Annotated in this window: 27 protein-coding genes; 7 read left to right on the top strand and 20 right to left on the bottom strand. The window is 41.9% G+C overall.

All coding sequences use genetic code 11. The features are described from left to right. Positions 1-14: 14 nt before the first annotated feature. Genes ICN35_RS08465 through ICN35_RS08450 form a run of 4 tightly spaced genes read right to left on the bottom strand, consistent with a single transcriptional unit; the run spans position 15 to position 1,773 of the window. Positions 15-572, bottom strand: a complete 558-nt coding sequence (locus ICN35_RS08465; RefSeq protein ID WP_255535772.1) for a Tfp pilus assembly protein FimT/FimU — start codon at positions 570-572, stop codon at positions 15-17. Further along, entirely contained in the window at positions 565-894 is a 330-nt protein-coding gene (locus tag ICN35_RS08460; protein ID WP_216126502.1) for a hypothetical protein, read from the bottom strand. The genes ICN35_RS08465 and ICN35_RS08460 overlap by 8 nt, the downstream gene beginning before the upstream one ends. Then, positions 891-1,406, bottom strand: coding sequence for a hypothetical protein (locus tag ICN35_RS08455; RefSeq protein WP_216126500.1), 516 nt, complete (start codon positions 1,404-1,406; stop codon positions 891-893). The genes ICN35_RS08460 and ICN35_RS08455 overlap by 4 nt, the downstream gene beginning before the upstream one ends. Before the next feature lie 40 nt (positions 1,407-1,446). Continuing rightward, entirely contained in the window at positions 1,447-1,773 is a 327-nt protein-coding gene (locus ICN35_RS08450) for a hypothetical protein (RefSeq protein ID WP_216126497.1), read from the bottom strand. 123 nt (positions 1,774-1,896) lie between these two features. On the opposite strand from ICN35_RS08450, the gene ribBA reads away from it, so the two are divergent. The 4 genes from ribBA to ICN35_RS08430 all read left to right on the top strand — a co-directional run bounded on the left by ribBA (position 1,897) and on the right by ICN35_RS08430 (position 5,693). Then, positions 1,897-3,030, top strand: a complete 1,134-nt coding sequence (ribBA, locus tag ICN35_RS08445; protein WP_216126495.1) for a bifunctional 3,4-dihydroxy-2-butanone-4-phosphate synthase/GTP cyclohydrolase II — start codon at positions 1,897-1,899, stop codon at positions 3,028-3,030. A 28-nt stretch (positions 3,031-3,058) separates the two neighbouring features. Beyond that, positions 3,059-3,571 (top strand): 6,7-dimethyl-8-ribityllumazine synthase, encoded by a 513-nt coding sequence (ribH, locus tag ICN35_RS08440; protein WP_216126493.1) that lies wholly within the window; start codon positions 3,059-3,061, stop codon positions 3,569-3,571. 8 nt (positions 3,572-3,579) lie between these two features. Continuing rightward, complete coding sequence (gene nusB / locus ICN35_RS08435; RefSeq protein ID WP_255535771.1) at positions 3,580-4,098, top strand: transcription antitermination factor NusB; 519 nt, start codon at positions 3,580-3,582, stop codon at positions 4,096-4,098. A 122-nt stretch (positions 4,099-4,220) separates the two neighbouring features. Beyond that, positions 4,221-5,693, top strand: coding sequence for an NAD-dependent succinate-semialdehyde dehydrogenase (locus tag ICN35_RS08430; RefSeq protein WP_216126491.1), 1,473 nt, complete (start codon positions 4,221-4,223; stop codon positions 5,691-5,693). Between the two features lie 10 nt (positions 5,694-5,703). On the opposite strand, the gene trmB is transcribed toward ICN35_RS08430, so the two are convergent. From trmB to ICN35_RS08410, 4 genes are read right to left on the bottom strand one after another with little or no spacing between them, the layout of a single operon-like run. After that, positions 5,704-6,519, bottom strand: coding sequence for a tRNA (guanosine(46)-N7)-methyltransferase TrmB (gene trmB / locus ICN35_RS08425; RefSeq protein ID WP_216126488.1), 816 nt, complete (start codon positions 6,517-6,519; stop codon positions 5,704-5,706). A 1-nt stretch (position 6,520) separates the two neighbouring features. Further along, the gene (locus tag ICN35_RS08420; protein ID WP_216126486.1) at positions 6,521-7,456 is read right to left on the bottom strand and encodes a UDP-glucuronic acid decarboxylase family protein; all 936 of its coding nucleotides are present in this window, start codon (positions 7,454-7,456) and stop codon (positions 6,521-6,523) included. A 22-nt stretch (positions 7,457-7,478) separates the two neighbouring features. Beyond that, positions 7,479-7,937 (bottom strand): DUF2721 domain-containing protein, encoded by a 459-nt coding sequence (locus ICN35_RS08415; RefSeq protein WP_216126483.1) that lies wholly within the window; start codon positions 7,935-7,937, stop codon positions 7,479-7,481. A gap of 27 nt (positions 7,938-7,964) precedes the next feature. After that, positions 7,965-8,810, bottom strand: coding sequence for an undecaprenyl-diphosphate phosphatase (locus ICN35_RS08410; RefSeq protein WP_216126480.1), 846 nt, complete (start codon positions 8,808-8,810; stop codon positions 7,965-7,967). A gap of 109 nt (positions 8,811-8,919) precedes the next feature. On the opposite strand from ICN35_RS08410, the gene ICN35_RS08405 reads away from it, so the two are divergent. Then, a complete protein-coding gene (locus ICN35_RS08405; protein ID WP_255535770.1) occupies positions 8,920-10,554 on the top strand; it encodes a TolC family protein in 1,635 nt (544 codons plus the stop codon). Here the strand turns inward: ICN35_RS08405 and waaC are convergent. From waaC to rfbB, 5 genes are read right to left on the bottom strand one after another with little or no spacing between them, the layout of a single operon-like run. After that, a complete protein-coding gene (gene waaC, locus ICN35_RS08400) occupies positions 10,535-11,581 on the bottom strand; it encodes a lipopolysaccharide heptosyltransferase I (RefSeq protein ID WP_216126477.1) in 1,047 nt (348 codons plus the stop codon). The two genes, ICN35_RS08405 and waaC, sit on opposite strands and share 20 nt — an antisense overlap. Then, positions 11,581-12,156: a dTDP-4-dehydrorhamnose 3,5-epimerase gene (rfbC, locus tag ICN35_RS08395; RefSeq protein WP_216126475.1), complete on the bottom strand. Its 576-nt coding sequence runs from the start codon at positions 12,154-12,156 to the stop codon at positions 11,581-11,583. Before rfbC ends, waaC begins: the two co-directional genes overlap by 1 nt. After that, positions 12,156-13,094 (bottom strand): glucose-1-phosphate thymidylyltransferase RfbA, encoded by a 939-nt coding sequence (gene rfbA / locus ICN35_RS08390; RefSeq protein WP_216126473.1) that lies wholly within the window; start codon positions 13,092-13,094, stop codon positions 12,156-12,158. The genes rfbC and rfbA overlap by 1 nt, the downstream gene beginning before the upstream one ends. A gap of 33 nt (positions 13,095-13,127) precedes the next feature. Continuing rightward, positions 13,128-14,069 carry a dTDP-4-dehydrorhamnose reductase gene (gene rfbD, locus ICN35_RS08385; protein ID WP_216126469.1) on the bottom strand — a complete coding sequence of 314 codons (942 nt, stop codon included), beginning with the start codon at positions 14,067-14,069 and terminating at the stop codon, positions 13,128-13,130. Between the two features lie 17 nt (positions 14,070-14,086). Continuing rightward, a complete protein-coding gene (gene rfbB, locus ICN35_RS08380) occupies positions 14,087-15,130 on the bottom strand; it encodes a dTDP-glucose 4,6-dehydratase (protein WP_216126466.1) in 1,044 nt (347 codons plus the stop codon). A 49-nt stretch (positions 15,131-15,179) separates the two neighbouring features. On the opposite strand from rfbB, the gene ICN35_RS08375 reads away from it, so the two are divergent. Together ICN35_RS08375 and ICN35_RS08370 are read left to right on the top strand one after the other, a co-directional pair. Further along, complete coding sequence (locus ICN35_RS08375) at positions 15,180-16,208, top strand: glycosyltransferase family 10 domain-containing protein (RefSeq protein WP_216126463.1); 1,029 nt, start codon at positions 15,180-15,182, stop codon at positions 16,206-16,208. Then, positions 16,205-17,239: a hypothetical protein gene (locus ICN35_RS08370; RefSeq protein WP_216126460.1), complete on the top strand. Its 1,035-nt coding sequence runs from the start codon at positions 16,205-16,207 to the stop codon at positions 17,237-17,239. Before ICN35_RS08375 ends, ICN35_RS08370 begins: the two co-directional genes overlap by 4 nt. Here the strand turns inward: ICN35_RS08370 and ICN35_RS08365 are convergent. From ICN35_RS08365 to ICN35_RS08335, 7 genes are read right to left on the bottom strand one after another with little or no spacing between them, the layout of a single operon-like run. Further along, positions 17,216-18,154 carry a glycosyltransferase gene (locus tag ICN35_RS08365; RefSeq protein WP_216126457.1) on the bottom strand — a complete coding sequence of 313 codons (939 nt, stop codon included), beginning with the start codon at positions 18,152-18,154 and terminating at the stop codon, positions 17,216-17,218. The two genes, ICN35_RS08370 and ICN35_RS08365, sit on opposite strands and share 24 nt — an antisense overlap. After that, positions 18,154-19,053: a DUF6492 family protein gene (locus ICN35_RS08360; protein ID WP_216126454.1), complete on the bottom strand. Its 900-nt coding sequence runs from the start codon at positions 19,051-19,053 to the stop codon at positions 18,154-18,156. The genes ICN35_RS08365 and ICN35_RS08360 overlap by 1 nt, the downstream gene beginning before the upstream one ends. Positions 19,054-19,064: 11 nt before the next feature. Continuing rightward, complete coding sequence (locus ICN35_RS08355; protein WP_370625675.1) at positions 19,065-20,411, bottom strand: hypothetical protein; 1,347 nt, start codon at positions 20,409-20,411, stop codon at positions 19,065-19,067. A 21-nt stretch (positions 20,412-20,432) separates the two neighbouring features. Then, positions 20,433-21,401, bottom strand: coding sequence for an aspartate carbamoyltransferase catalytic subunit (locus ICN35_RS08350; protein WP_216126451.1), 969 nt, complete (start codon positions 21,399-21,401; stop codon positions 20,433-20,435). Further along, the gene (pyrR, locus tag ICN35_RS08345; protein ID WP_216126447.1) at positions 21,401-21,901 is read right to left on the bottom strand and encodes a bifunctional pyr operon transcriptional regulator/uracil phosphoribosyltransferase PyrR; all 501 of its coding nucleotides are present in this window, start codon (positions 21,899-21,901) and stop codon (positions 21,401-21,403) included. The genes ICN35_RS08350 and pyrR overlap by 1 nt, the downstream gene beginning before the upstream one ends. 22 nt (positions 21,902-21,923) lie before the next feature. Continuing rightward, complete coding sequence (gene ruvX, locus ICN35_RS08340; RefSeq protein WP_370625674.1) at positions 21,924-22,352, bottom strand: Holliday junction resolvase RuvX; 429 nt, start codon at positions 22,350-22,352, stop codon at positions 21,924-21,926. Further along, a complete protein-coding gene (locus ICN35_RS08335) occupies positions 22,345-22,884 on the bottom strand; it encodes a YqgE/AlgH family protein (protein WP_255535779.1) in 540 nt (179 codons plus the stop codon). The genes ruvX and ICN35_RS08335 overlap by 8 nt, the downstream gene beginning before the upstream one ends. Positions 22,885-22,983 lie beyond the last annotated feature (99 nt).

The raw sequence follows: 22,983 nt of genomic DNA, 5'->3' as shown, positions 1-22,983 counted from the left end.
GTCTATTAAACCATTCAATGGCAGCGCTTTGCATCCCTAGTTGGGTCACAGATACGCCATCGACCACCACTACCCAGTATCAGCTGGCGCTCTAAGCCAGAAACCCTCTGATGACCCAAGATCAGACGATTAGCAACAAATCCACCTTGAGCCGTCTTGGCGGCTCCGGCAGCATTAAAAAGAATCCCTATCTTGCTTGTATGTGGATCAATAAAGTGCCTAGCCCCACCCTTAAAAAAAATCGGATCGGTCTTGCCATGCGAGATCCATGTTTTATCGACGCAAGTAGATTTGGGACTCCTGCCAATGCAGCCACTATTAATACTCCACCCGTCCTCCCAAGACCTATTCGAGAGAGGCTCTATTTTTACAGGCTCACCGAGATGTAAGGCTTGCTGACGAGCAAATTGGGCATGCGCAATAAATCTTCTGGCCACTGATTCAATTTCACGAATAGTAATTTGCTCCTGTAACAGTGGCATCGTGATTGTTGCGGAGATGGCAAGGATTAAAACTACCGCCATTAACTCCAGCAAGCTTGCTCCTGATTCAAGGTGATGATCTTTATTCAAATGCTTGACGCCAATTTAGTCGTATCACCACACCTGATTTTTCATTCACCAAGACGTGCACTTGAATAGTTGGCATCTCTTTACTAGAAATTAACCATTGGTTTTTTCCTGCAGGTTGAATAAAGCAATTATTTTCAGTTAATGCAGATAAGTTAGTGATATTGTTTTCACACTCTAAAACTGATTTTTCTGCTGTTATAAATCTTTCATGCGCATGCTCGATAGTCTGCACCTGAATCATGCGTAAGACTGTCAATCGCTCTAGATACACAATCAAAGACGAACACAAAAGCAATAATGAAATAACCCAAGCCAAAATCATGGAAGATTTCTGGTAGTGAAGATTCGCTCAAAATCCTTCTGAATTGAAGCGCCATCAGTCATTTGAAGCTTGATCTTAAAAGCCCGCTGCCCTAGCCTTGAATGGCTTCCTAACTCCTCAACCCTAAAGGAATTGATGCCATTCATCAAAGTTGTATTTTGAATACGTCCTTGACGATCCAATGACTGGCACAGGAGCGAGCCGCCATTAGTCTTTGCGCCCTTAGGCAAACTAGCCTGTCTATCCACTAGAAAACCTTGAAGAGCTAAGTTATTTTTTGTTCGATCACTTGTTAAAACATTCCCAATGCAATCAAAATCAACACCATCAGATAACTGATGCCTGATGACTAAAGAATCTGATCCCTGGTAACCACTTCTTTTCTGAATTTCAACTGCTAGGTTTGAATTTTTCTGATCAATTTTTTGATGGATAGATTTAATATTTTGATAACCAGCCATTCGAAGCGCGCGGCCAATTAACTCTAGGGCGCGCTCTGCTTCAGTAGTCAAGGTGTGCGTTTTTTCATACTTGATTTGTTTGACGAACAGATCAGCGCTCGTTTTCAAAAGTGGATTTAGCAACAGAACGCAAAGAGCGATTGCGACTAGACACTCGAGAAGATTCATTCTTCAAGCCCTTAGAAAAAGTGTTAGGGATACTGGGAGATTTATTTTGACTGCTATTGGCTCTCACTTGCTCAGCGAGCTCATACGCGTCTAAATCCTGCCTCAGTTGTGAATGCTTGCTTTCTTGCTGATTGAGCCGAAGAGCCAAACCCTGATAAGCGCCAATGGAAGTCATCCAAACCCCCAAAATGAGGCTCATTGCTACCAAAACTTCTAGCAGGATGAATCCATTTGGTGATTCTGAGCGCATACGCCATTTTCTAGGGCTTCGATAGGCGCCGAAACAGCATTCAGAGGCTCTTCCTGTCAGAAAAGCGGAAGATTGGCCCCGGAGGATAAAGACAAGCGCCTGCTCAGCTTAAAATAGAGGGCTATGCTAAACGCCCTTGCCCATACAGAAGAAATCATCGCCGAGATACGTGCCGGCCGGATGGTCATTCTCGTTGACGAAGAAGATCGTGAGAATGAAGGTGATTTGGTCTTAGCAGCGGATCACGTCAGTGCTGAAGCGGTGAATTTCATGGCCAAACATGGTCGTGGACTCATTTGCCTGACCTTGACGCGCGAACGCTGCCAGCAACTGAATTTACCTCTGATGGTGCGTGATAACGGTACTTCAATGGGCACCAATTTCACAGTCTCAATTGAAGCTGCAAGTGGCGTTACAACTGGCATCTCTGCTGCAGATCGCGCCCTCACTATTAAGACTGCGGTTGCGTCCAATGCTAAACCAAGTGACTTGGTTCAGCCTGGCCATATTTTTCCCTTAATGGCACAACCAGGTGGCGTTCTGATTCGCTCTGGCCATACTGAAGCTGGTTGCGATCTTGCCGCAATGGCCGGTTGCTCACCAACATCTGTGATTTGCGAAATCATGAAAGATGATGGCAGCATGGCACGTCTACCTGACTTACTGGAATTCGCAAAAGAACATCAACTGAAGATTGGCAGCATCGCTGATCTCATTCAGTATCGCAGCCAACATGAAAGCATTGTGGTGCGCGAAGGAATGCGTGAATTTATTACCCCATGGGGCAAATTTGAAGGCATTATTTATCGTGATACGCCAAGTTCTTGTATTCATATTGCACTCGTTCACGGCAAGCCATCCGAAGGACTAGAAACCCTTGTGCGCGTGCATGAACCCGTCACTGTTCTCGATTTTCTAGATGCTAAGGTCAGCAATCACTCTTGGCCGCTAGCACAAGCCCTGCAGCAGATAGCTGCCGCCCCTAGCGGAGTTGCTGTTCTTTTGAATGCTGCTGGTATTGCCGCACCCAACAACGAAGATTGGTTGGCGCAGTTTCAGAAATTGAATCAATCTACAGATGAAGTGAAAAAACCTTTGTCTCGTAAAACCGATTTCAGAAGTTACGGAATCGGTGCACAGATTTTGAAAGATATTGGTGTCGGTAAAATGCGCTTATTAGCAAACCCAAATCCTGTACCTAGTCTTTCGGGCTATAAGCTAGAGGTTACTGGCTATACCCCGTATCAGCCCAAGTAATCTGTATTTATCCTATTGGAATATGATCATGACCGATTCAAATAATGACTTTGTAGGCGTTTTAGAAGCAGATCTCAATGGCCAAGATTTACGCATTGGTATTGTGCAAGCACGCTTCAATGAAGATCATTGTGTTGCCCTCACAAATGCTTGCATTAGTGAATTAATTTCCTTGGGCGTTTCCCAATCAGATATTAAGTTAGTTACCGTACCAGGTGCCCTCGAAATTCCATTTGCCCTTCAAAAGCTTGCTGAAACAGGAGAGTTTGATGGGCTGGTAGCACTAGGCGCTGTGATTCGCGGTGAAACCTACCACTTTGAACTAGTCTCCAATGAATCTGCTTCTGGAATTACGCGCATCTCGATTGACTCTGGCTTACCAATTGCCAATGGAGTGCTCACCTGCGATACCGATGAGCAAGCAAAAGTGCGTGTGAATGTGAAGGGTGCTGATTGCGCTAAAGCTGTTGTGGAAATGGCCAACCTTGCTTTAGCGCTGACTCCAGATATTGATATCGAAATGAATGTTGGTGAAGAGTAATGGTTCATATGAACAAATCGACTCTTAACCCTTCTCAAGCAAACTCTGCTAAGGATGGTGATACCAAGTCTACAGCCCCAAAACGCTCCTTGACGCCACGTCGTCGCGCTCGTGAATATGCCCTCCAAGGCGTGTATCAAAGCTTAGTTGTGCGTCGTGCAGGTAGCCTCCCTAATGGTGCAGCAATCTCAAAGCAATTGTCTGAAGATCCTGCTTTTAAGCGTTGCCAACTTGATTTATTTAATGGTATTTTTCAGGGGGTTTTAGAGCATACTGATGAGCTTGAGGCCATCATTACGCCTGCGCTTGATAGACCCATCAATGAGCTATCGCCAGTAGAGCATGCCGCTCTTTTAATTGGCACCTATGAATTATCTGCCGACCTATCTGTGCCTTACAAAGTCGCCATTAATGAGGCCGTAGAACTTGCTAAAACATTTGGCGGCACTGATGGCCACAAATATGTCAATGGCGTCCTAGACCTCTTAGCTCAAAAACTACGGGTAGCTGAAACCCAAGCGAAATAAATCAGTTCATTGAGTTAGTTGGCGATATCAGCCCCACAAGCTAAGGCTTATGGGGCTTTTTTACTTCTAGGGATAAAATCATTCTGAGTAGTGCGTACCCCTTTTGATCGGAAAAGTTCATCATGCAAAAAATTGATATTCGCAGCCTTCTAAAAGATCCTAGCCTATTTAAAGAGCAGGCCTTTATTGATGGCAAATGGGTTGACTCTAAAGAAACATTTGCAGTCACCAATCCAGCTACCGATGAATTAATCGCATCGGTAAGCAACCTGGGTAGCAAGGATGCAGAACTGGCTATCAAGGTAGCCGAGCAAGCACTTCCTGCTTGGCGCAATAAGATTGGCAAAGAGCGCGCCCAAATCATGCGCAAGTGGTTCGATCTCATTATTGAGAACACAAAAGATCTCGCCACCCTCATGACATTGGAGCAAGGCAAACCTCTAGCAGAGGCTTCTGGCGAAGTAGTCTATGGCGCTTCTTTTGTTGAGTGGTTTGCTGAAGAAGCAAAACGTGTTGCAGGCTCTATTCCTACAACTACTTGGGGTGATAAACGTATGATGGTGCTTAAGCAGCCTATCGGCGTATGTGTAGCTATCACCCCTTGGAATTTTCCGATTGCGATGATTACACGTAAGATTGCGCCCGCTTTAGCGGCGGGATGTACGATTGTGATCAAACCAGCAGAGCTTACGCCCTTATCCGCTTTAGCTTTGGCAGAACTAGCGGTGCGCGCTGGGATTCCAGATGGGGTCATCAACATCATTACCGCTGATGCCAATCAATCTGTTGTGATTGGTAAAACACTGTGCGCTTCTCCAACAGTGCGCCACCTCTCCTTTACAGGTTCTACAGAAGTTGGACGTATTCTGATGGAGCAATGCGCTCCAACGGTTAAAAAAATAGCTTTAGAACTAGGTGGTCATGCTCCCTTCATTGTGTTTGAAGATGCCGATATTGATGCTGCAGTCATTGGCGCTATCTCCTCCAAGTTCCGCAACTCTGGGCAGACCTGTGTTTGCGCCAATCGCTTTTATGTCCATAAAAAAGTTCAAGATCAATTCGTTGAAAAATTTGCCAAAGCGATTACAGCGATCAAAGTGGGTAACGGCATGGAGCCAGGCATTACTCAAGGACCACTGATTGAAGCAGCGGCCTTAGAAAAAGTCGAAAAGCATGTAGCTGATGCTATTAGTAAAGGTGCCAAACTTGTTACAGGAGGTAAGAGAAGTAGTGCTTCAAAGAACTTCTATGAGCCCACCATCCTGTCTAATGTTAATAATCAGATGCTGATTACCTATGAAGAAACCTTTGGCCCTGTTGCCCCCATTATTCCTTTTGAAACAGACGAAGAAGTGATTGCATTAGCTAACAACAGTCAATTTGGCTTAGCTTCCTATTTTTATAGCCGCGATATTGGGCGCATCTGGAAAGTTGCAGAGGCTCTGGAATATGGAATGGTTGGGGTCAACACTGGAATTATCTCCAATGAAGTTGCCCCATTTGGTGGTGTAAAACAATCCGGCCTTGGTCGCGAAGGCAGCGTCTATGGAATGGATGAATACCTGGAAATGAAATACGTCTGCGTTGGCTTGTAGCGCCTAGGATTTATTTCTTTTTATAAACCAAGTCCCACACACCATGGCCTAGCTTGATACCACGGTTTTCAAACTTCGTTACCGGGCGATAGCTTGGTCGCTCAACATAACCCAAATGCTGCGCACTTAATTGCTCAGCAGTGGGTTTAAATTCATTTAACTCTTTTCCAACCTCTTCTGGCTTAGGGAGATCTTCTGCGCCAAAGGTTTCGATCTTGATCTGCTGACTAGAGGTATTTTGAAGACTTGGTTCGGCATTGAGTACCAAGAGTATTTGCTCTGCATAATTATGCCAATCTGTTGCCAAATGTAAATATCCACCAAACTTTAAACGAGATACCAGCAATCTAACGAATTCAGCTTGAATCAGGCGACGCTTATGATGACGCTTCTTGTGCCATGGATCAGCAAAGTAAATATGAATGCCATCCAAAGAATTTGGGGTAACCATATTTTCAAGAACTTCAACAGCATCGTGACGAATCAGGCGCAGATTGGTAAGATTGTTTTCTCCAATCAGCCTCAATAAGGCACCAACTCCAGGAGGGTGAACCTCAATTGCCAAAAAGTCGTCTTCACTTCTTAAAGCTGCGATCTTGGCGGTGGTCTCGCCCATACCAAAACCAATTTCTAGAATCTTGGGTTTTGTAGATTCCTCAAACACGCTAACCAAATTAAGCGTCTTCTCTTGATATGGAATCAGAAAGCGTGGGCCTAGATCATCGATTGCACGCTGTTGTCCTGCGGTAGTTCTTCCAGCTCTTAAAACAAATGAGCGAATGCGCTCAAATCGTTTTTCTTGTTTTTTTGCTACTTGCTCGATCAACTTAAGCGACAACCTTCTTAAAGTAAGCAATCGTCTCTTTCAGACCATCTTCTAGATTGACTTTTGGCTGCCATCCTAACTTCGCTTTAGCTAATTCAATATTCGGTTGACGTTGCTTAGGATCATCTTGAGGCAAGGGTTGATGAATGATCTTGGATTTACTATCAGAGAGCTTAATAACTGTCTCAGCCAACTGCAATATTGTGAACTCGCCAGGGTTACCAATATTCACCGGACCAGTAAAGCCCCGTTCAGAATTCATCATTTTGACCATGGCATCGATGAGATCATCAACATAGCAAAAGCTGCGTGTTTGTTGGCCATTTCCATAAATAGTGATGTCTTTACCTTGCAAAGCTTGGACTATGAAGTTACTCACAACGCGACCATCGCTTGGATGCATGCGCGGGCCATAGGTATTAAAAATACGTACGACTTTGATATCTAGATTATGTTGACGGTTGTAATCAAAGAAAAGGGTTTCAGCACAGCGCTTGCCTTCATCATAGCAAGAACGAATACCAGTTGGATTGACCCTACCCCAGTATTCCTCGGGCTGAGGATGCACCTCCGGATCACCATAGACCTCACTAGTGGAAGCCTGCAAAATACGTGCGCGAGTCCTTTTGGCAAGACCGAGCATATTAATGGCACCATGCACACTTGTCTTGGTTGTTTGTACTGGATCGTATTGATAATGCACTGGAGATGCTGGACAAGCGAGGTTATAAATTTGATTGGTTTCTACATAAAGCGGGAATGTCACATCATGACGCATGAGCTCCAACTTCGGATTAGGCAATAAGTGCGCCAAGTTCTCTTTTGTGCCAGTGAAGTAGTTATCTACTACCAAAACATCATTACCCTCTTTGAGTAATTTCTCGGTGAGATGAGAGCCCAAGAAACCAGCGCCACCAGTGATGAGGATTTTGTTCATATTTTTATATTAAGAAGATGTGTTAATAATTTCTAGGGGCTCTCCAACCGGCGGATCTATAGGCATAAACTACCTCAGCTAGAACAATCAATAAAGATGTCATGAAGGATATCAGACCTAGCACGAAGGTCCAAATCACATAGCTTGTCTGTAGGGAACGGACAGCGCCCGCCTGAAAGAAAAATAGCTCAAGAACGGTAAGAGAGATAAAAACACCGCTTAGGACGTCAAAAAAGATGGCGGCGGTACAGAGTCGTCCACGAATCTTAGCCTCATTAGCCTCAACTTCCATATGCTTTAAAGCCTCTTGATCCTTGAATTTACCCTCATATAAGGCATTCTGAATTGTGCGCATACGATCAACCGTTCTCGCCAAACGACCAGAGATCGCATTGATCAGAGTGGCTACGGCAGTCAATAAAAATACTGGGGCTAAAGCCAGTTGAATATTATTCGTGATTGCGTCTATTGATATATCCATATTGAGCCTTCTAAATTCTTTCAGTAATTATTGTGACCAGGCAATTAAGCCACTATAGGATGTCCCCAAGACCAATAATCCGAATATGATCCGATACCAAGCGAATGGAATGAAATTATGATGCGCGACATAATGAATTAACCAGCGCACACAAACAAAAGCAGATAGAAAGGCCGCTATAAAACCGATAGCAATAGCAAAACTATATTCACCAGAAATTGTGACAGGATTTTTCCAAAGCTTTAATAACTCATAAGTAGTTGCACCCCCAATAACAGGGATGGCAAGGAAAAAAGAGAACTCTGTAGCTACAGCACGCGGCAAACCAAAAAGCATACCTCCAATGATCGTCGCACCAGAGCGAGAGGTGCCTGGAATTAATGCAACACACTGGGCAATACCTACTTTCAAAGCATCGAGGTAGGAGAGATCATCAACTGTATGTATTTGATTATTTGTATTACTAGTTTTTTCCTGACGATGCTCTGCCCAGAAAATAATCAATGCACCAACAATAAAAGCACTAGCAACTGGGATTGGCGAAAACAATACTGCTTTAATGTGTTTGCCAAATACAAAAGCTAAACCCATCGCTGGAGCTGAAGCAATCAAGAGGTTCAAAACAAAACGACGGGAGCTAGCGCTACTACTTAAAGACAAGGTAACCTTAAGAAGCTTTTCTCGCAATTCCAAGCAGACCGCCAAAATAGCACCAAACTGAATAATGACCTCAAAGGCTTTACCCCGCTCGTCATTGAAATCAAGCAAATCTCCAACCAAGATAAGGTGTCCGGTACTAGAGATGGGCAAAAACTCTGTAAATCCTTCAACTACACCCAAAATAACTGCTTTTAGTAACAATATAAGATCCATGGGACAAATTTTATAGGGATATGAAGTTACCAAAGCTTATTTGGCAAAATTGAGGGCAAATACCCTTCTAAAGCGATTTAGCCTTAAACTTCATGCACCTTTAAAGTAGATGAATTTGATGAACCCAGCACGCTTTCGCCTTTCTCGACTGACCATCTTTGGCTTAGTTCTGAGCCAGGCGCTCGGCCTAAATTCTTGGAGCTCTTTGACCTTTGCCCAAAGCCCTAATGGTTCGGTAAGGCCCGCTTTACCGACCTCAATAAGCGCCTCAACATTAATAGGCTTGGAGCAGCCGCCTCAAATTGCACCTGTGCCAAGTAAAACTGCTCTACCTAGCACTTCTGCGCCATCAAGCGTTAATAGCACTAATAACAACAATCAAAAAGGGCAATTAACTGATTTGATTCAGCTATACCAAGAGGCGGCATTTAGCGATCCAGTCTTAAATGCGGCGCGCTTTAATTACCAGGCCAGTAAAGAGTTGTTCTGGCAAGGTCTCTCTTTATTGCTTCCACAAGCAAATGCAACCCCTAGTGGAACGCGCTATTACCAACATGGTCAAGGAAGCACCGTGGTGGCTACTGGCTCTGGCAATTCACGCGTCTTTGACCAAAAAAGCTACACCGTTACCTTAACGCAACCCGTTTTTAACATGGGTGCACTGGAAGCTTTTAAACAGGGTGATTTAAATACGAAGATTGCAGATATGCGCTTTTATTTAGCGCAGCAAGATTTGATTATTCGCGTTTCACAAGCTTATTTTGATGCCCTTACTAGCCAAGATAATGTTGAGTTGTATCGCAATAAAAAAGGGCTCATTAAGCAGCAACTAGAAATTGCACAAGCAAAATTTGATGCCGGCTTAGCAACTATTGTCGATGTTAATACTGCACAAGCTGCACTAGATTTAGCCAATTCTCAAGAAATTGCTGCTCAAGCAGATTTAGTGGTAAAGCGCGGAGTTCTAGAGCAGCTCGTAGGAAGGCCGGTTGGCCCTCTTCGCCCATTAATTAAGGAAGCAAAAATCGATGGCGTGCTGAAAGATCCACGCTCTAAAAATAAAGATGTCAAAGGGATTCCGATTGCCGAAAGCGTGAACCCACAGTTGCCACCAGGACAAAACTTAGATGACTGGATTAATCAAGCGGAAGCAGCAAACTTTAATGTCCTCGCGGGTCAGCTAACAGTTAGTCTTGCTGAGAGCACTTATCGCGCCTCTCAGGCATTGAACTATCCTTCGCTTAACTTTGTTGGCACTAGTGGCTACAACACTTCAAATGGAACACCGAACAGCTATACCCCTGCTAATACCAATGTATACAACAATACAGTCGCCCTGCAAATGACAATACCTTTAGTGTCTGGCGGCTTTAATAGCTCTGTTATTCGTCAAAATGCTGCATTAGTTGATACAGCAAAAGCTAACTACGATAATGCTCGCCGTACTGCGGCGCAAAATACGCGTGCAGCTTTCACAGGTTTCTATGGTGGTCTTGCCAGCGTTAAAGCTTATGAGGCGGCCGAACGATCTTCCAACTCCGCACTCGAATCTAGTAAATTAGGATTCCAAGTAGGTACTTTAATTAATATTGATGTCTTAATTGCGCTAGATACTTTAATTACTACTAGGTCTCAATTACAGCAGGCTCGTTATAGTACTATTCTCAATGCAATCAAACTGAAAGCCCAAGCTGCTGCATTAAGCGATGAAGACTTAATTGCAATTAATTCTTTGCTCCGCTGAGAAGTTCCAAAGAAGCCTTTGAGACCTCGCAAACGGTTGGTGGAGCTTGTATGTCACCAATATTCTGAATCTTATCTGACCAGTAACCCTCTGTCTTCCACCTTGGTGAATCGCAATAAATCTCAACTGTAGGCTTACTCAATACTGCAGATAAATGGGTCAGGCCAGTATCAACACCAACTACCAAAACTGAATTGGCAATCACTGAAAAAGCTTCTTCAATAGAAAAGGCATTTGGAACCAGTGAACCTGGAATTTGTTTTGATAATTGATTGCTAATCACCTTCTCATCAGAACTTCCCCAAGGCAGAATAATTTGATAGCCACGACTTGCCAATTTCTTTCCTAAGTCGATCCAATTTTGATTAGCCCAGCGCTTAGCATCTCTTGCAGTGGAATGAAAAAATAAGATGTACGGTTTATGTAATCCAGAAAATTTTTTAACATTAATCGTCTCTATATAAGCAGTAGGATAAAACTGCACCTTTTCAGACCTATTAATGAGCGGCCAATTGAGGGCTGCGCTTGTCACGTAACGCGAGCGATCAACCGCATGGCAGTGAAATGGAACTTGAACTGACTGGCTGTAAAACATGCGAGAAATTGACTCATATCCAGAGAATTCAGTAGCATTCGCAAGACCAGCCACCACAACATCTGGACTCTTCTTGGCCAAGATACAAACTAGAGCGGACTTTAGTAGTCCCTGCGTTTCAATGATGACGTCGTAGCTAACTTTTTGAAGCTCCTGCTTGAAGGTGAAAAATTCCCTCCAAGTTTGTAAACTAAACAATGCTTTTTTCCAGCGACGCAGCCCAAACGGAATAATGCGATCGACACCTCTAAAGCCCTCACTGCTTAGTAACGGGGTTAAAAGGTGCACATACCCTTCTTCAACGACCCAATCAATTTGTGCGTTAGGTAAGCGCGCCCGAATGTCCCAAACAATTGGCAGGTTATGCATTACATCCCCTAAAGAGGAGAGTTTGACCAATAATATTTTGGGGGTTGCACTTAGATTAACCATTAAAACTTCGGGGCTTCTTCCCAAGAGAGCCCGGCAGAATCTTTAGTATTGAGGTTGGGCTTAGAGCCTAATGCTAAAGGCCATTGAATCGCTACCAAGGGGTCATCCCATAATAAGCAAAACTCACTTTGCGGATGATGGTAGTCTGTTGTTTTATATAAGAATTCTGCTGTTGGCGAGAGAACCAGAAATCCATGAGCAAAACCTGGTGGAATCCATAGCTGCTTATGATTTTCTGCGCTTAACTCTAAACCTATCCATTTGCCATAAGTTGGAGAATTTTTTCGCAGATCTACGGCAACATCAAAGACTGCACCAGAGAGCACCCTCACTAGCTTGCCTTTCTGTTTTTCCAACTGATAGTGCATCCCGCGTAACGTAAATTGACGAGAAGACGAATGATTATCCTGGACAAAATTAATATCTAAACCCGTTGCCTCTGAAAAATCTCGCGCATTAAATGACTCAGTAAACCAGCCGCGTTCATCACTGAATACTTTTGGCTCAATAATCAATACATCTGAGATTGATGTTGGTGTTACTAAAATTTTAGGCTGCCGTTTCAAGCTAGACATTAACCAACCTTCTTGGTAGACAAGGAAATAGGCTGGGCGCCACTCTTCATTTCATTCAAAATCTTTACTAAATACTGGCCATAACTGTTCTTACTTAATTGGGAGGCCACCTTTTGAACTGTCTCGACATCAATCCAACCCTGGCGAAATGCAATCTCTTCGGGACAAGCAATCATAAGGCCCTGGCGCTTCTGTAGGGTTGCAATAAAACCGGCGGCATCTAATAAAGAGTCATGTGTGCCAGTATCTAACCAAGCAAAACCGCGACCCATAATTTCAATATTTAATTGATCTTTTTCTAGGTAAGTACGAATGATATCAGTAATTTCTAATTCACCACGCGCACTAGGTTTAATTGAGCTGGCGATATCGCATACTTGGTTGTCATAAAAATAGAGGCCGGTGACCGCATAATTACTTCGGGGTTGTGCTGGCTTTTCTTCAATCGAAATAGCTTTGTAATTTTTATCAAACTCAACTACACCGTAGCGCTCTGGATCGGTCACATGATAAGCAAAAACAGTTGCCCCACTTTCACGCTCATCCGCACTTTTGAGATTTGCTACCAATTCATGGCCATAAAAAATATTATCGCCAAGCACTAGGGCACTTGGGTGATTATTAATGAAATTTTTTCCAAGAGTAAATGCTTGAGCCAAGCCATCAGGCGAAGGTTGCACACAGTATTCAATATTGATACCCCACTGAGATCCATCACCAAGGAACTCTATAAAACGTGGCATGTCATGCGGGGTGGAGATTAATAAGATATCTCGTATTCCTGCTAACATTAAAGTAGTTATTGGGTAATACAACATCGGTTTGTCATACACCGGCATGAGCTGCTTAGAAACTGCTTGGGTGATTGGATATAAACGAGTACCAGAGCCTCCGGCCAATATTATTCCCTTGCGTTTTTTTTTAAGGCTATTTGCCATCTTTATCCTTATGCACCAGGATGCAGCAAAACGTCAATTTTTTGATAATTGCTTGACGTAAGCGGTTACTTGCTCATCCCACGGCGTATTCCAATGGGGTAATTTTGACACAAGATCTAGGCGCTCAAGCTCAATTTGAAGCTTATTCGTAGATAAACGAGAATTCATTGGCCTAAGGGCTGGCAAGGGGTACTCTGTTGCGAGGATCGGCTGAATAGATGCAGGAGTCGCCTGAAGAATAACTCCAGCATCAATGGCTGACTGCAGCGCTAGACAGGCTACGCCATACCAATTCGTTACCCCACGAGGGACTGCATGATAAATGCCAGAAATAAATTGTCTAAGTTGACCATCCTTAAGTGCTAAATTGCAAGCCAATTCCGCCAACCAAGAGGCACCAGTGGGGACCCCATATTGATCATGGATAATTCGAAGTATTGAGCGTTCTTTTGCTAAGCGCAAAATAGTATGAATGAAATTACTGCCATCGCCATAAACCCAGCTTGTTCTAAAAATTGCATATTGGCCGACTGAATTTTTAGCAAAAGTGGCTGCAATTGCCTTCTCACCTTTTTCTTTGGATTTTCCATAGACGCCTAGAGGGTTGGTTTTATCCGCTTCTATATATGAACCCTGTTTAGATCCATCAAATACATAATCAGTAGAAAAATGAATAAGTGCTGTGCCATGAAGTGAGGCATATTGAGCCATCACTTCCGGTGCGGTCGCATTAATGGATAATGCCAATCCTGACTCAGACTCCGCCATGTCAACCGCAGTATAAGCAGCTGCATTAATAATCAACCTTGGCTTAAAGTCGTTTAATAAATTAGTAATTTCATTTTTAACACTAAGATCACATTCGCTTCGGCCAACAAAATAAATGGAGTTACCCTTTTGAAATAAAGAATGCTTGAGCTGCCCCTGAAAAGCTCTTCCTATCTGACCATCTTTTCCAAAAACTAAAATATTCATTGGGTTTTATATTGCTTTTAAAGCCACTCGCGATAGGATCCATTCACCACACCCTCTACCCATTGGGGATTATCCAAATACCAATGGACTGTATTACGAATTCCAGTATCAAATGTTTCTACAGGGCGCCAACCCAGCTCCTTCTCAATCTTGCTAGCATCTATGGCATAACGCAGATCATGCCCAGGGCGATCGCTCACAAATGCAATCTGCTCTTTATAGGAATGCATATCAGAACGTGGACTTAGCTCATCTAAAATTTCGCAAATAATATTGGCAACCTCTATATTGGCTTTTTCATTCCAGCCGCCAATGTTATAAATTTCTCCAAGTTTACCCTTCTCAAGTACTTTGCGAATTGCTGCACAGTGATCCCCCACATACAGCCAATCTCGAATTTGCTGACCATCGCCATAAATAGGTATAGGCTTACTATTCAATGCATTCAAAATCACTAGAGGTATTAACTTTTCTGGAAATTGATAAGGTCCATAATTATTTGAACAATGAGTAGTAATGACTGGAAGTTGATATGTATGAAACCAAGCGCGAACCAAATGGTCAGAGGCTGCTTTAGAGGCTGAATATGGACTATTTGGCATGTATGGATTAACCTCACTAAAAGCTGGGTCTGATAAAGATAGAGCTCCATAGACTTCATCGGTTGAGATATGAAGAAAACGAAACCGATTCTTTTCGGGCTCGTTTAAGGAAACCCAATACTCTCGAGCGCATTCCAATAAATTAAAGGTACCAACAATATTAGTTTGAATAAATTCATTAGGGTCGCATATCGATCTATCTACATGACTTTCAGCAGCAAAGTTAATAATAGCTCGAGGCTTATTCTCTCTGAGAAGCCTTGTGACTAAGGCCTTATCACCAATATCGCCATGAATAAATAAATGGCGCATATCGTTTTGCACATATTCTAATGTACCTAAATTTCCTGCATAGGTTAATTTATCAAGATTGATAACGCTTTCCGCGCTCGAGCTTGATATCCATTCAAGAACAAAATTACTACCTATAAAACCTGCGCCGCCGGTTACCATTATCATAACTATTACTTTTAAATAGAGATTAATTAAATTGCAATAAATAGTGCCTATGAAATATGCAAATTATTACCATCCAGACAGATTAAACAATGCTTCATTCGATCTTGTTGATAAACATCATACATACAATCCAACCTATACAAATCGGGCGCTTAGGGCAGCATTTCTAACCTATGGCATTGAATTGAACAACCCCGATTTTAATCATTCCCGAAATATTGAGTTTAATTTGTATCACGATGGACAGAACGTTGAAATAGACCAAACAAAACTGAACTATTTAATAGCAACTGAAAATCCTCATATTTGCCCCAAGAATCTAGATAAAAGCTACTTGAAACAATTTACTCGAGTCTTCACCTGGAACCGAGACTTAATGGATTTAGAAAATACAACATTAGTTATGATTCCAAATCAAGTACTACAAAATTCTTCAAAAATGAAATTTTTAGGGTTTTCTGAAAGAAAAATTTTTTCGTGCATTATTAATGCAAATAAGGGACTAAGAGAAAATATTAGCAATGACCTTTATTTAGAACGTCTGAAAGTAATCAAATGGTATGAAAAAAATCATCCCCAGTTCTTTTCATTGTTTGGGCTTGGTTGGCATAAACCAGCGCCATCTCGTAGACCGCTAGGCAGAATTAAAAGGCGCATTGAAAGATTAGCATCTCAAATTTATGGATATAAACCTTTTCCTAGCTATATTGGAGAAGTATCAGACAAATCTGAAATATATAAAAATACTAGATTTGCCTACTGCTATGAAAACGTAAGCAACCTACCAGACTACATCAGCGAAAAAATATTTGATGCATTTTTTAGTGGGTGCGTCCCAATATATTGGGGATCAAGCACAATCAATGAAAGGATACCTAAGGGTTGTTTTATAGATAGAAGAGACTTTGAAAATACCGAGCAAGTGCACAAATTTCTATTGGGAATCACGGAGGACCAATACAAAATTTACCAAGATAACATTAGATCTTTTCTCGGAAGCAAAAAATCTCTTTTGTTCGATACCAATACTTATGTCGAAACTATAACAAGCTGCATACTTCAGGATATCAATCTATGAAACAAAGATATCTAATAGATTATGTAAATCCGAATGCTGGTATTGGTCACTCCCTGGGTCTAATCAATCAAGCACTTAAAATTTCCATTAGAAATAACTTGTGTCTAGCCTTTTCTTCTTCACAGTTATATAAAAAAGATACATCAAATGACTCAAATTATTTTAAAAAAATTTATAGGAAACTAACTGGTAAAAAAGTATACCCAACACATAATTTAGATGATGATCTAAATAAACTTTTTGGACTTCAGCTCCAATTAGTGGATAGGGCCATAATAGAAAGAAAAATAAAAGACAAGAAATTGAACTTAATCCTAATAGATCCGGAAGAGCTTCCAATACCGTCAAATAATCAAATAGATGATGTCGCTTATACTGCTCTAGACAATTTAATTTCAAAAGCAAAGCAAAATAATGTTGCTTTTCAATTAGCTCATAGAGATTATGGCGATTATGAATATGAATCAACCAAGCATTGGTTCATAAATTCGTATAGAAATGCCCGAAATTTTCATCCGATCCAGCTACTATATGACAAAAAAACTCTTAACGTAGCTGTTCACATAAGAAGAGGAGACCTGCTGCCTGGAAATCAATTCTCAGATCTATCCGACCGTATGCTACCTGATAAATGGTACCTCGATATTATCGATACAGTCATAAAATTTTCCCAAAAACGGGTGGCAATTTATATTTTTAGCGAAGGTAAAGAAAATCGATACCTATCAGAGAAGGGTAATTTTATTAATTGGACTACCGATCACCTTCCTAATAATACATGCGATATCTTTGAATTAATTGACCATAGCTTTAATAGCACTTTTCATCACTTGCTGCATGCCGATATATTAATTGGATCCAAAAGTGGAATGACACATCTTGCGGGAATGCTTGGAAGCCAAATAAAGTTAGTCCCTAGAATGTGGCACTCCTACCGCGGCGCCGAGAAAACGCTCGAACTTTCAGACTCTTTACCAGTAAATCAGGACATGATTAGTAAATTTCTATCAAAACACCTTCCTGCGCAGTAGAAAATAAAACTGAATTGAGCAGACAACTATAAATTTCTCTAGCTTTTGAAATGGACTCCTCCACCTCACACTTCTCTTTTGATATCTTGTATAAATTTGAGTAGCTGCTGAAATGGATAAACCTGGGAACTTTATATTTAGATAAGCTAGTAATTGTGATGCTCTATAAAGTCTCTTTCCAAGAGGCATGGCTTTCGGCCTGAATTTATCAGGCACACCCAAGCGTCCCAAATAAATCTTCTGAATTTTTAATGTTGAAATCTTAAACTTTGAGACATACCTAGAACTACTCTGCTCGGGATACTGCCTGTATACCAATAGCTTATCTTTCAAATTAGCAAATTTATACCCTGCGGCCGCAATCTGACACCAAAGAAAATAATCTTCTGCCATTGGCATTTCTAGAGAGTACTTGAATTCTTTAAAGATTTCGGATTTGCCCATAATTGTTGAATTACATATAGAGCAATATGCAACTAGAAGTGATCGCAAATCTGGATCTGAGAAACTATCTTTAGATGCTTTTAATTTCCCAGTTAATTGGTTTAAATTCCATTGTGATGACCCACATACATCTATTGCATTACTCTCCAGAAAATCAAACTGTTTTTGAAGTCTCCACGCATCTGAAATATCATCCGAATCCATTAGTGCAATATATTTTCCGCTCGCCCGCTCAATCAGTGAATTTCGTGCAACTACAACCCCACAATTTGCATCTGAATAAACTTTAATTACTCTTGAGTCTTGATATCCATCAATTATTTTTCGAGTGTTATCGCTCGAACCATCATCATATATAAGCAATTCAAAATTTTGATAAGTTTGATTCAGGATACTTTCAATAGCTTCTGCAATATAAAGCTCAGAATTGTAAGCTGGCATCAAAACACTAATTAGAGGGTTAATTATCATTAGAAAAAGCTTTGCAGGAGACGTCCAAGTCTTTTTAATTTCTTGAGAATTCTTGATGGAATCGATTTTTGGCTGCCGCCGTAATCAAGTGCAAAATCCCAGCTTGACTGATAAATGACGCCCAAATAATGAGTCCTTATCTTAGTTGGTGACTCTCCAATTCTTCGAAGTAAGTAGTAGTGCCAATCATAGTAATAAATTCGGAATAGTTGCTCAATTGGATATAGAGGAATTGCTTTAAAGTTTAATAATGCCTCTAAATAAATCAAGGACTCGGGTTGTGTGGGAGTACAAATATCCCAAAAAGAAATATTCTTGGGCTTAAGATAAAACTCATCCAAAGATTTCCATACTTTTGCGGACCAAATAAATGGCGGACATGGACAGTAATAATTTGGCCCTTGACGTCGAAATAAATCTTTTACCCTACTAGCTTCGGCGGTTAACTGGAGGGGGATTTTAGTAAATCCGCGATCAATTGCAAGTTGAAAGTACTCTTTGTTTTGATAAATCACAGTATATGGATTGCCATCAACCGCCAAAAAATCTGACTTATAAAAATCTTTAAGGAAAATGCAGTCCGAATCCAAGCAAACATAGTTTTTACATAATTCTAATCGCCAAAACTCAGATTTAATAATCTGTTGAGTGAGATTGCCAGATTTATCCTCTATAAAATGACGTTGCAAGCCAGTGCCGGAGTGAATAATAGACTCATCTGATATCCATTGATAACCTCGATCGCCAACCACCTCTACCAATAAATCTCTATCAACCATGGGGGTTGATATATAAAATTGGATTTGGTCAACGTTGAACTTGGATATAGACTTTAGCAGTCTCTTTAAACGCAAAAAATCTTTGCGATAGGATTTGCAATACAGAACAATATTTTCCAAGACAAAACCTTTTATAGAGCAATATGCTTAAGGATAGCGCCAACTGCTTGATCTACACCAATCGGCTTCCAAATAGGTTGAATTAAGCGTTTTGACTGCCAATCCAACCATATTTTCTCTAATGCAATTGAAATCCCCCTCAAATCTCCTTCGGCGCTTAAGTATGAACCACGATCAAACAACATTTGATCTAGTTGTGGATTACGATGGGTAATTCCCCATATTGGCCTACCCGTCCAAAGATAGTCATAAAACTTAGAAGGGATATATTCGGCACACCACTCATCATTACCGTGAAGCAAAATCAATATATCAGCTTCTTGCATTTTCTCTGCCACACGCTGACGGCCTGATTTTCCAGTCGTAGGATCAACTTCTAAGCGACCATGTGCCAATAGCAAATCACTAAAACCAAATTTCTCAATAGCTCCTACTGATAATGAATCCAAGGGTGCACCATAAGCATGGACTCGAACCAGATTTCTCGCCTGAGGATATTTTTTAAATAAAGGTACTAGAGCCTTAAGGATGGTTGATAAAGAGCGATCGTTCGCCAATGAGCCAAAGTGGGACAGGTTCAATTGGTCGGCGTACTTATGCTCCTGATTCCTGCTGAGACCCCCTGGAGGATGGGCGCCCGGGGTTACTACAAAACCATGAGCATTGTTAGGAGTATTGAGGTTAGGGTTGCGTACCTTGGCGTAATGCAAAGCACCATCAGTAAACCACCAGACTTTATCAGAGAAGCGGGTAAGCTGATTTTCTAAATAATGTCTAAAACGAGCATCGCGATTTTTAGGTTTTCCAAATCCCTGATCATTGGGATTTTTACGAATCACTAGTGGATCATGCACCTCCGAGATCAATTTAATTCCAGTTGCCTTTTTTAGCCATACACCAGCTAAGTGTGCTGACCACGCGCTACCAACAGAAAATACCACGTCTACTTTGCCAGAACGAATTAATCGGTAACCATGAAAAAAGGCTGGTAGAGACCATGACCATTGACTGGAGTAGCCTAAACACAGCTTTTCAATCGCAATAAATGGAGCAAGTAATATAGATACTATTCTAGTTGTCAGCTTATAAAACCAGCCACGACCATATTTATTAGCAATCCAATGCCGAAAATCAAAACGAAAGCCAGATGGTCCCCAAGCAATAAATTGATGATGGGGGAAGCGTTGATCTTTAATCCCAGTAATTGCGCTAAAGACAATAGGCTCTAAGCCAGCTTCTAAAAAATAAGGAATCTTATCAGTAATAGTTAAACTGGCAGCACGCCCATCCATGTTGAAAGCATGAGACAAAATCAACCAACGCTTTTTTTCAGTTACCGCAGGAATTTCAATGCTCACTAGCGATTCCAGATGACTTAACTAATTTCCAGCAACTATCGACATTACAGCCATTCGTACTGCAATGCCAAAGGTGACTTGATTTAAAATGACTGATTGTGGCCCATCAGCCACAGCCGAATCAATTTCTACTCCACGATTCATTGGGCCCGGATGCATGACGATTGCATCAGATTTAGCAAGTGCCAAACGTAATGGCGTTAAACCATACTGCTTAAAAAAAGCGTCGCCCTCAGGAACCTGCCCTACTTCCATGCGCTCTTTTTGAATGCGCAAAGTCATAATCACATCAACGCCTTTCAAGCCCTCTTCCATACTGTGAAAGACTCTTACGCCCAAAATATTGAGATCGCTTGGCAGTAAACTCTCAGGTCCTATAACCCGGATATCTTCGCAACCCAGCGAAGTAAGAGCATGTATATTCGATTTAGCGACACGGCTATGCACAATATCCCCAACAATAGCCACCTTTAAGCCTTTAAAATTTTTCTTAAAGTGACGCATCGTATACATATCCAATAAACCTTGGGTTGGATGCTGATGGCTACCGTCACCCGCATTCACAACATGAACATGCGCCGGCACATGATTGGCAATCTCGATTGGCGCTTTTGAAACACTGTGGCGCACTACAAATATATCTGCCTGCATAGCAACTAAGTTATCAATTGTGTCAAGTAGGCTCTCACCCTTCGCAGTAGAAGAGGTAGAGATATCTAAGTTAATAACATCTGCTGACAAACGCTTAGCGGCAATCTCAAAAGTCGTTCTAGTGCGTGTAGAATTTTCAAAGAAGAGGTTAAAGACACTCTTACCCCGCAACAAAGGAACCTTCTTTATCTCTCTTGATGGATCGGTGATACTTACAAACTGCTGAGCAGTGTCCAGAACATGAAGGATCTGCTCTTTTGGCAAACCCTCCAAGGTCAAGAGGTGGGTGAGTTCTCCAGCGGCGTTAAATTGATTCGCTAAGTTACTCCCTGAGCCCATTATTCACGCTCCTCAAGCTGAAAGCTAAATTTACCGGTAACATCTTTTTCTAAAACTAAGATTTGCTTTTCGGGGATGTGGATTTTTTCACCCACAAAGCTTGCACAAACGGGAAGCTCACGATTACCGCGATCAGCAAGCACCATTAATTCGACTTGTGCGGGACGACCAAAATCAAATAGTTCATTTAAGGCTGCGCGAACTGTTCTACCAGTGAACAAAACATCATCAATTAAAATAATATTGGCACCATTCACATCAAAAGGCAAATGAGTCGTCATGGTGCTAGCGGTACGCAGAGCGGTCATTCCTTTTTCAGCATAGTCATCGCGATGAAAAGCAACATTAATTACGCCATAGTGAGGTAAGCCCAAATCTTTAGCTAAGCGTTCTGCAATCCAGGCGCCGCCCATTGCTAAGCCAGCAAGTTCAAAAGGGCCTTGCTGCAACCTTTTGTGAAGCTCTTCGAGTAATTTTCCGTATAACAGTTCAGCGTTCATTAGTTTTCCAACACTTCTCAATTTAAGCCAGCGGTCGTTCCGAAAAATACTGCTCCAAAATCAAAGCAGCAGAGTGCGCATCTAGATTGTCCCGCATCTTGGAGTCACTCTCCAAAATAGCGGATGAATAACGCTCATCAACCCAAACAACGGGTAAATTGAGTCTTCCGTGCAATTGATTGCCAAAACGGGTCGCTTTAGCAGTCATTTCGTGCTCAGCCCCATCAGGATGCACTGGGCGTCCAACCACCAGCTGCTGGGGTTGCCACTCCTTTATAAGCGCCTGGATTTCTTGAAAGAGCGCATCAATATTAGGCGCAGCAATTATCTTTAATGCTTGCCCCGCTTGCGTTATTGAATTTCCAACTGCGACACCAACTCTACGTGTTCCATAATCAAAGGCCATTACCGTAATTGGCTCAGTGAGTGAAGCATTAGTCATATTAGGCATGCCCCGCTTCACCGGAAAGAGATGCCAAATTAAATCCGAGATGACTCATGGTTTTTTCATAGCGCTGAGTCGATGGTGTATTAAAAATAATTTCCATCATTTGCTCACGTGACAGAGGGACGTTCATCCAGCCATTCAAGGTGATTTCTTCTTCTAATTGACCAGCACCCCAACCCGCATAACCAAGCGTCATCAAAAATTTTCTGGGGCCATTGCCGATAGCTACTGCCTCTAGCACATCCTTGGATGTGGTCATCGTAAGTCCACCCGGAATAATTAAGGAGGAGCTATAAGCAAGATGAGGGTTGGACTCATGGAGAACGAACCCACGCTCTACCTGAACAGGGCCACCGAAATAAACAGGCTGCTCCAGCAAGGGTGCGATTTCAAGTTTAAGTTCAATCTTGTCAAACAAAGTTGCCAAATCAACTTCAGTGGGTTTGTTCACTACCAAACCCATCGCACCTCGTTCGTTATGCTCAAACAAATAGATGACAGAATTTGCAAAGTTAGGGTCTACCATGCCCGGCATAGAGATGAGAAACTGGTTAGCTAAATGATCGGCAGAATAGGAAATTAAAGACCCTGGGTCTGAATCATGGGGGGCTTTTTTGGCCGTAGTCATATAGAT

It is taken from the genome of Polynucleobacter sp. es-GGE-1, assembly GCF_018882005.1.
GTDB lineage: Bacteria > Pseudomonadota > Gammaproteobacteria > Burkholderiales > Burkholderiaceae > Polynucleobacter.
Note: the sequence above shows the minus strand (reverse complement) of the source record. Positions and strands in the feature narration are given on the sequence as shown.

What these genes read in the sequence shown, in the direction of transcription:
- ICN35_RS08460 (WP_216126502.1), bottom strand. Translation starts at nt 894, where the DNA reads ATGATTTTGGCTTGGGTTATTTCATTATTGCTTTTGTGTTCGTCTTTG.
- ICN35_RS08450 (WP_216126497.1), bottom strand. Translation starts at nt 1,773, where the DNA reads ATGCGCTCAGAATCACCAAATGGATTCATCCTGCTAGAAGTTTTGGTA.
- ribBA (WP_216126495.1), top strand. Translation starts at nt 1,897, where the DNA reads ATGCTAAACGCCCTTGCCCATACAGAAGAAATCATCGCCGAGATACGT.
- ribH (WP_216126493.1), top strand. Translation starts at nt 3,059, where the DNA reads ATGACCGATTCAAATAATGACTTTGTAGGCGTTTTAGAAGCAGATCTC.
- nusB (WP_255535771.1), top strand. Translation starts at nt 3,580, where the DNA reads ATGAACAAATCGACTCTTAACCCTTCTCAAGCAAACTCTGCTAAGGAT.
- ICN35_RS08430 (WP_216126491.1), top strand. Translation starts at nt 4,221, where the DNA reads ATGCAAAAAATTGATATTCGCAGCCTTCTAAAAGATCCTAGCCTATTT.
- ICN35_RS08420 (WP_216126486.1), bottom strand. Translation starts at nt 7,456, where the DNA reads ATGAACAAAATCCTCATCACTGGTGGCGCTGGTTTCTTGGGCTCTCAT.
- ICN35_RS08415 (WP_216126483.1), bottom strand. Translation starts at nt 7,937, where the DNA reads ATGGATATATCAATAGACGCAATCACGAATAATATTCAACTGGCTTTA.
- ICN35_RS08410 (WP_216126480.1), bottom strand. Translation starts at nt 8,810, where the DNA reads ATGGATCTTATATTGTTACTAAAAGCAGTTATTTTGGGTGTAGTTGAA.
- ICN35_RS08405 (WP_255535770.1), top strand. Translation starts at nt 8,920, where the DNA reads ATGAATTTGATGAACCCAGCACGCTTTCGCCTTTCTCGACTGACCATC.
- waaC (WP_216126477.1), bottom strand. Translation starts at nt 11,581, where the DNA reads ATGGTTAATCTAAGTGCAACCCCCAAAATATTATTGGTCAAACTCTCC.
- rfbC (WP_216126475.1), bottom strand. Translation starts at nt 12,156, where the DNA reads ATGTCTAGCTTGAAACGGCAGCCTAAAATTTTAGTAACACCAACATCA.
- rfbA (WP_216126473.1), bottom strand. Translation starts at nt 13,094, where the DNA reads ATGGCAAATAGCCTTAAAAAAAAACGCAAGGGAATAATATTGGCCGGA.
- rfbD (WP_216126469.1), bottom strand. Translation starts at nt 14,069, where the DNA reads ATGAATATTTTAGTTTTTGGAAAAGATGGTCAGATAGGAAGAGCTTTT.
- rfbB (WP_216126466.1), bottom strand. Translation starts at nt 15,130, where the DNA reads ATGATAATGGTAACCGGCGGCGCAGGTTTTATAGGTAGTAATTTTGTT.
- ICN35_RS08375 (WP_216126463.1), top strand. Translation starts at nt 15,180, where the DNA reads ATGAAATATGCAAATTATTACCATCCAGACAGATTAAACAATGCTTCA.
- ICN35_RS08370 (WP_216126460.1), top strand. Translation starts at nt 16,205, where the DNA reads ATGAAACAAAGATATCTAATAGATTATGTAAATCCGAATGCTGGTATT.
- ICN35_RS08365 (WP_216126457.1), bottom strand. Translation starts at nt 18,154, where the DNA reads ATGATAATTAACCCTCTAATTAGTGTTTTGATGCCAGCTTACAATTCT.
- ICN35_RS08350 (WP_216126451.1), bottom strand. Translation starts at nt 21,401, where the DNA reads ATGGGCTCAGGGAGTAACTTAGCGAATCAATTTAACGCCGCTGGAGAA.
- pyrR (WP_216126447.1), bottom strand. Translation starts at nt 21,901, where the DNA reads ATGAACGCTGAACTGTTATACGGAAAATTACTCGAAGAGCTTCACAAA.
- ruvX (WP_370625674.1), bottom strand. Translation starts at nt 22,352, where the DNA reads ATGCCTAATATGACTAATGCTTCACTCACTGAGCCAATTACGGTAATG.
- ICN35_RS08335 (WP_255535779.1), bottom strand. Translation starts at nt 22,884, where the DNA reads ATGCCGGGCATGGTAGACCCTAACTTTGCAAATTCTGTCATCTATTTG.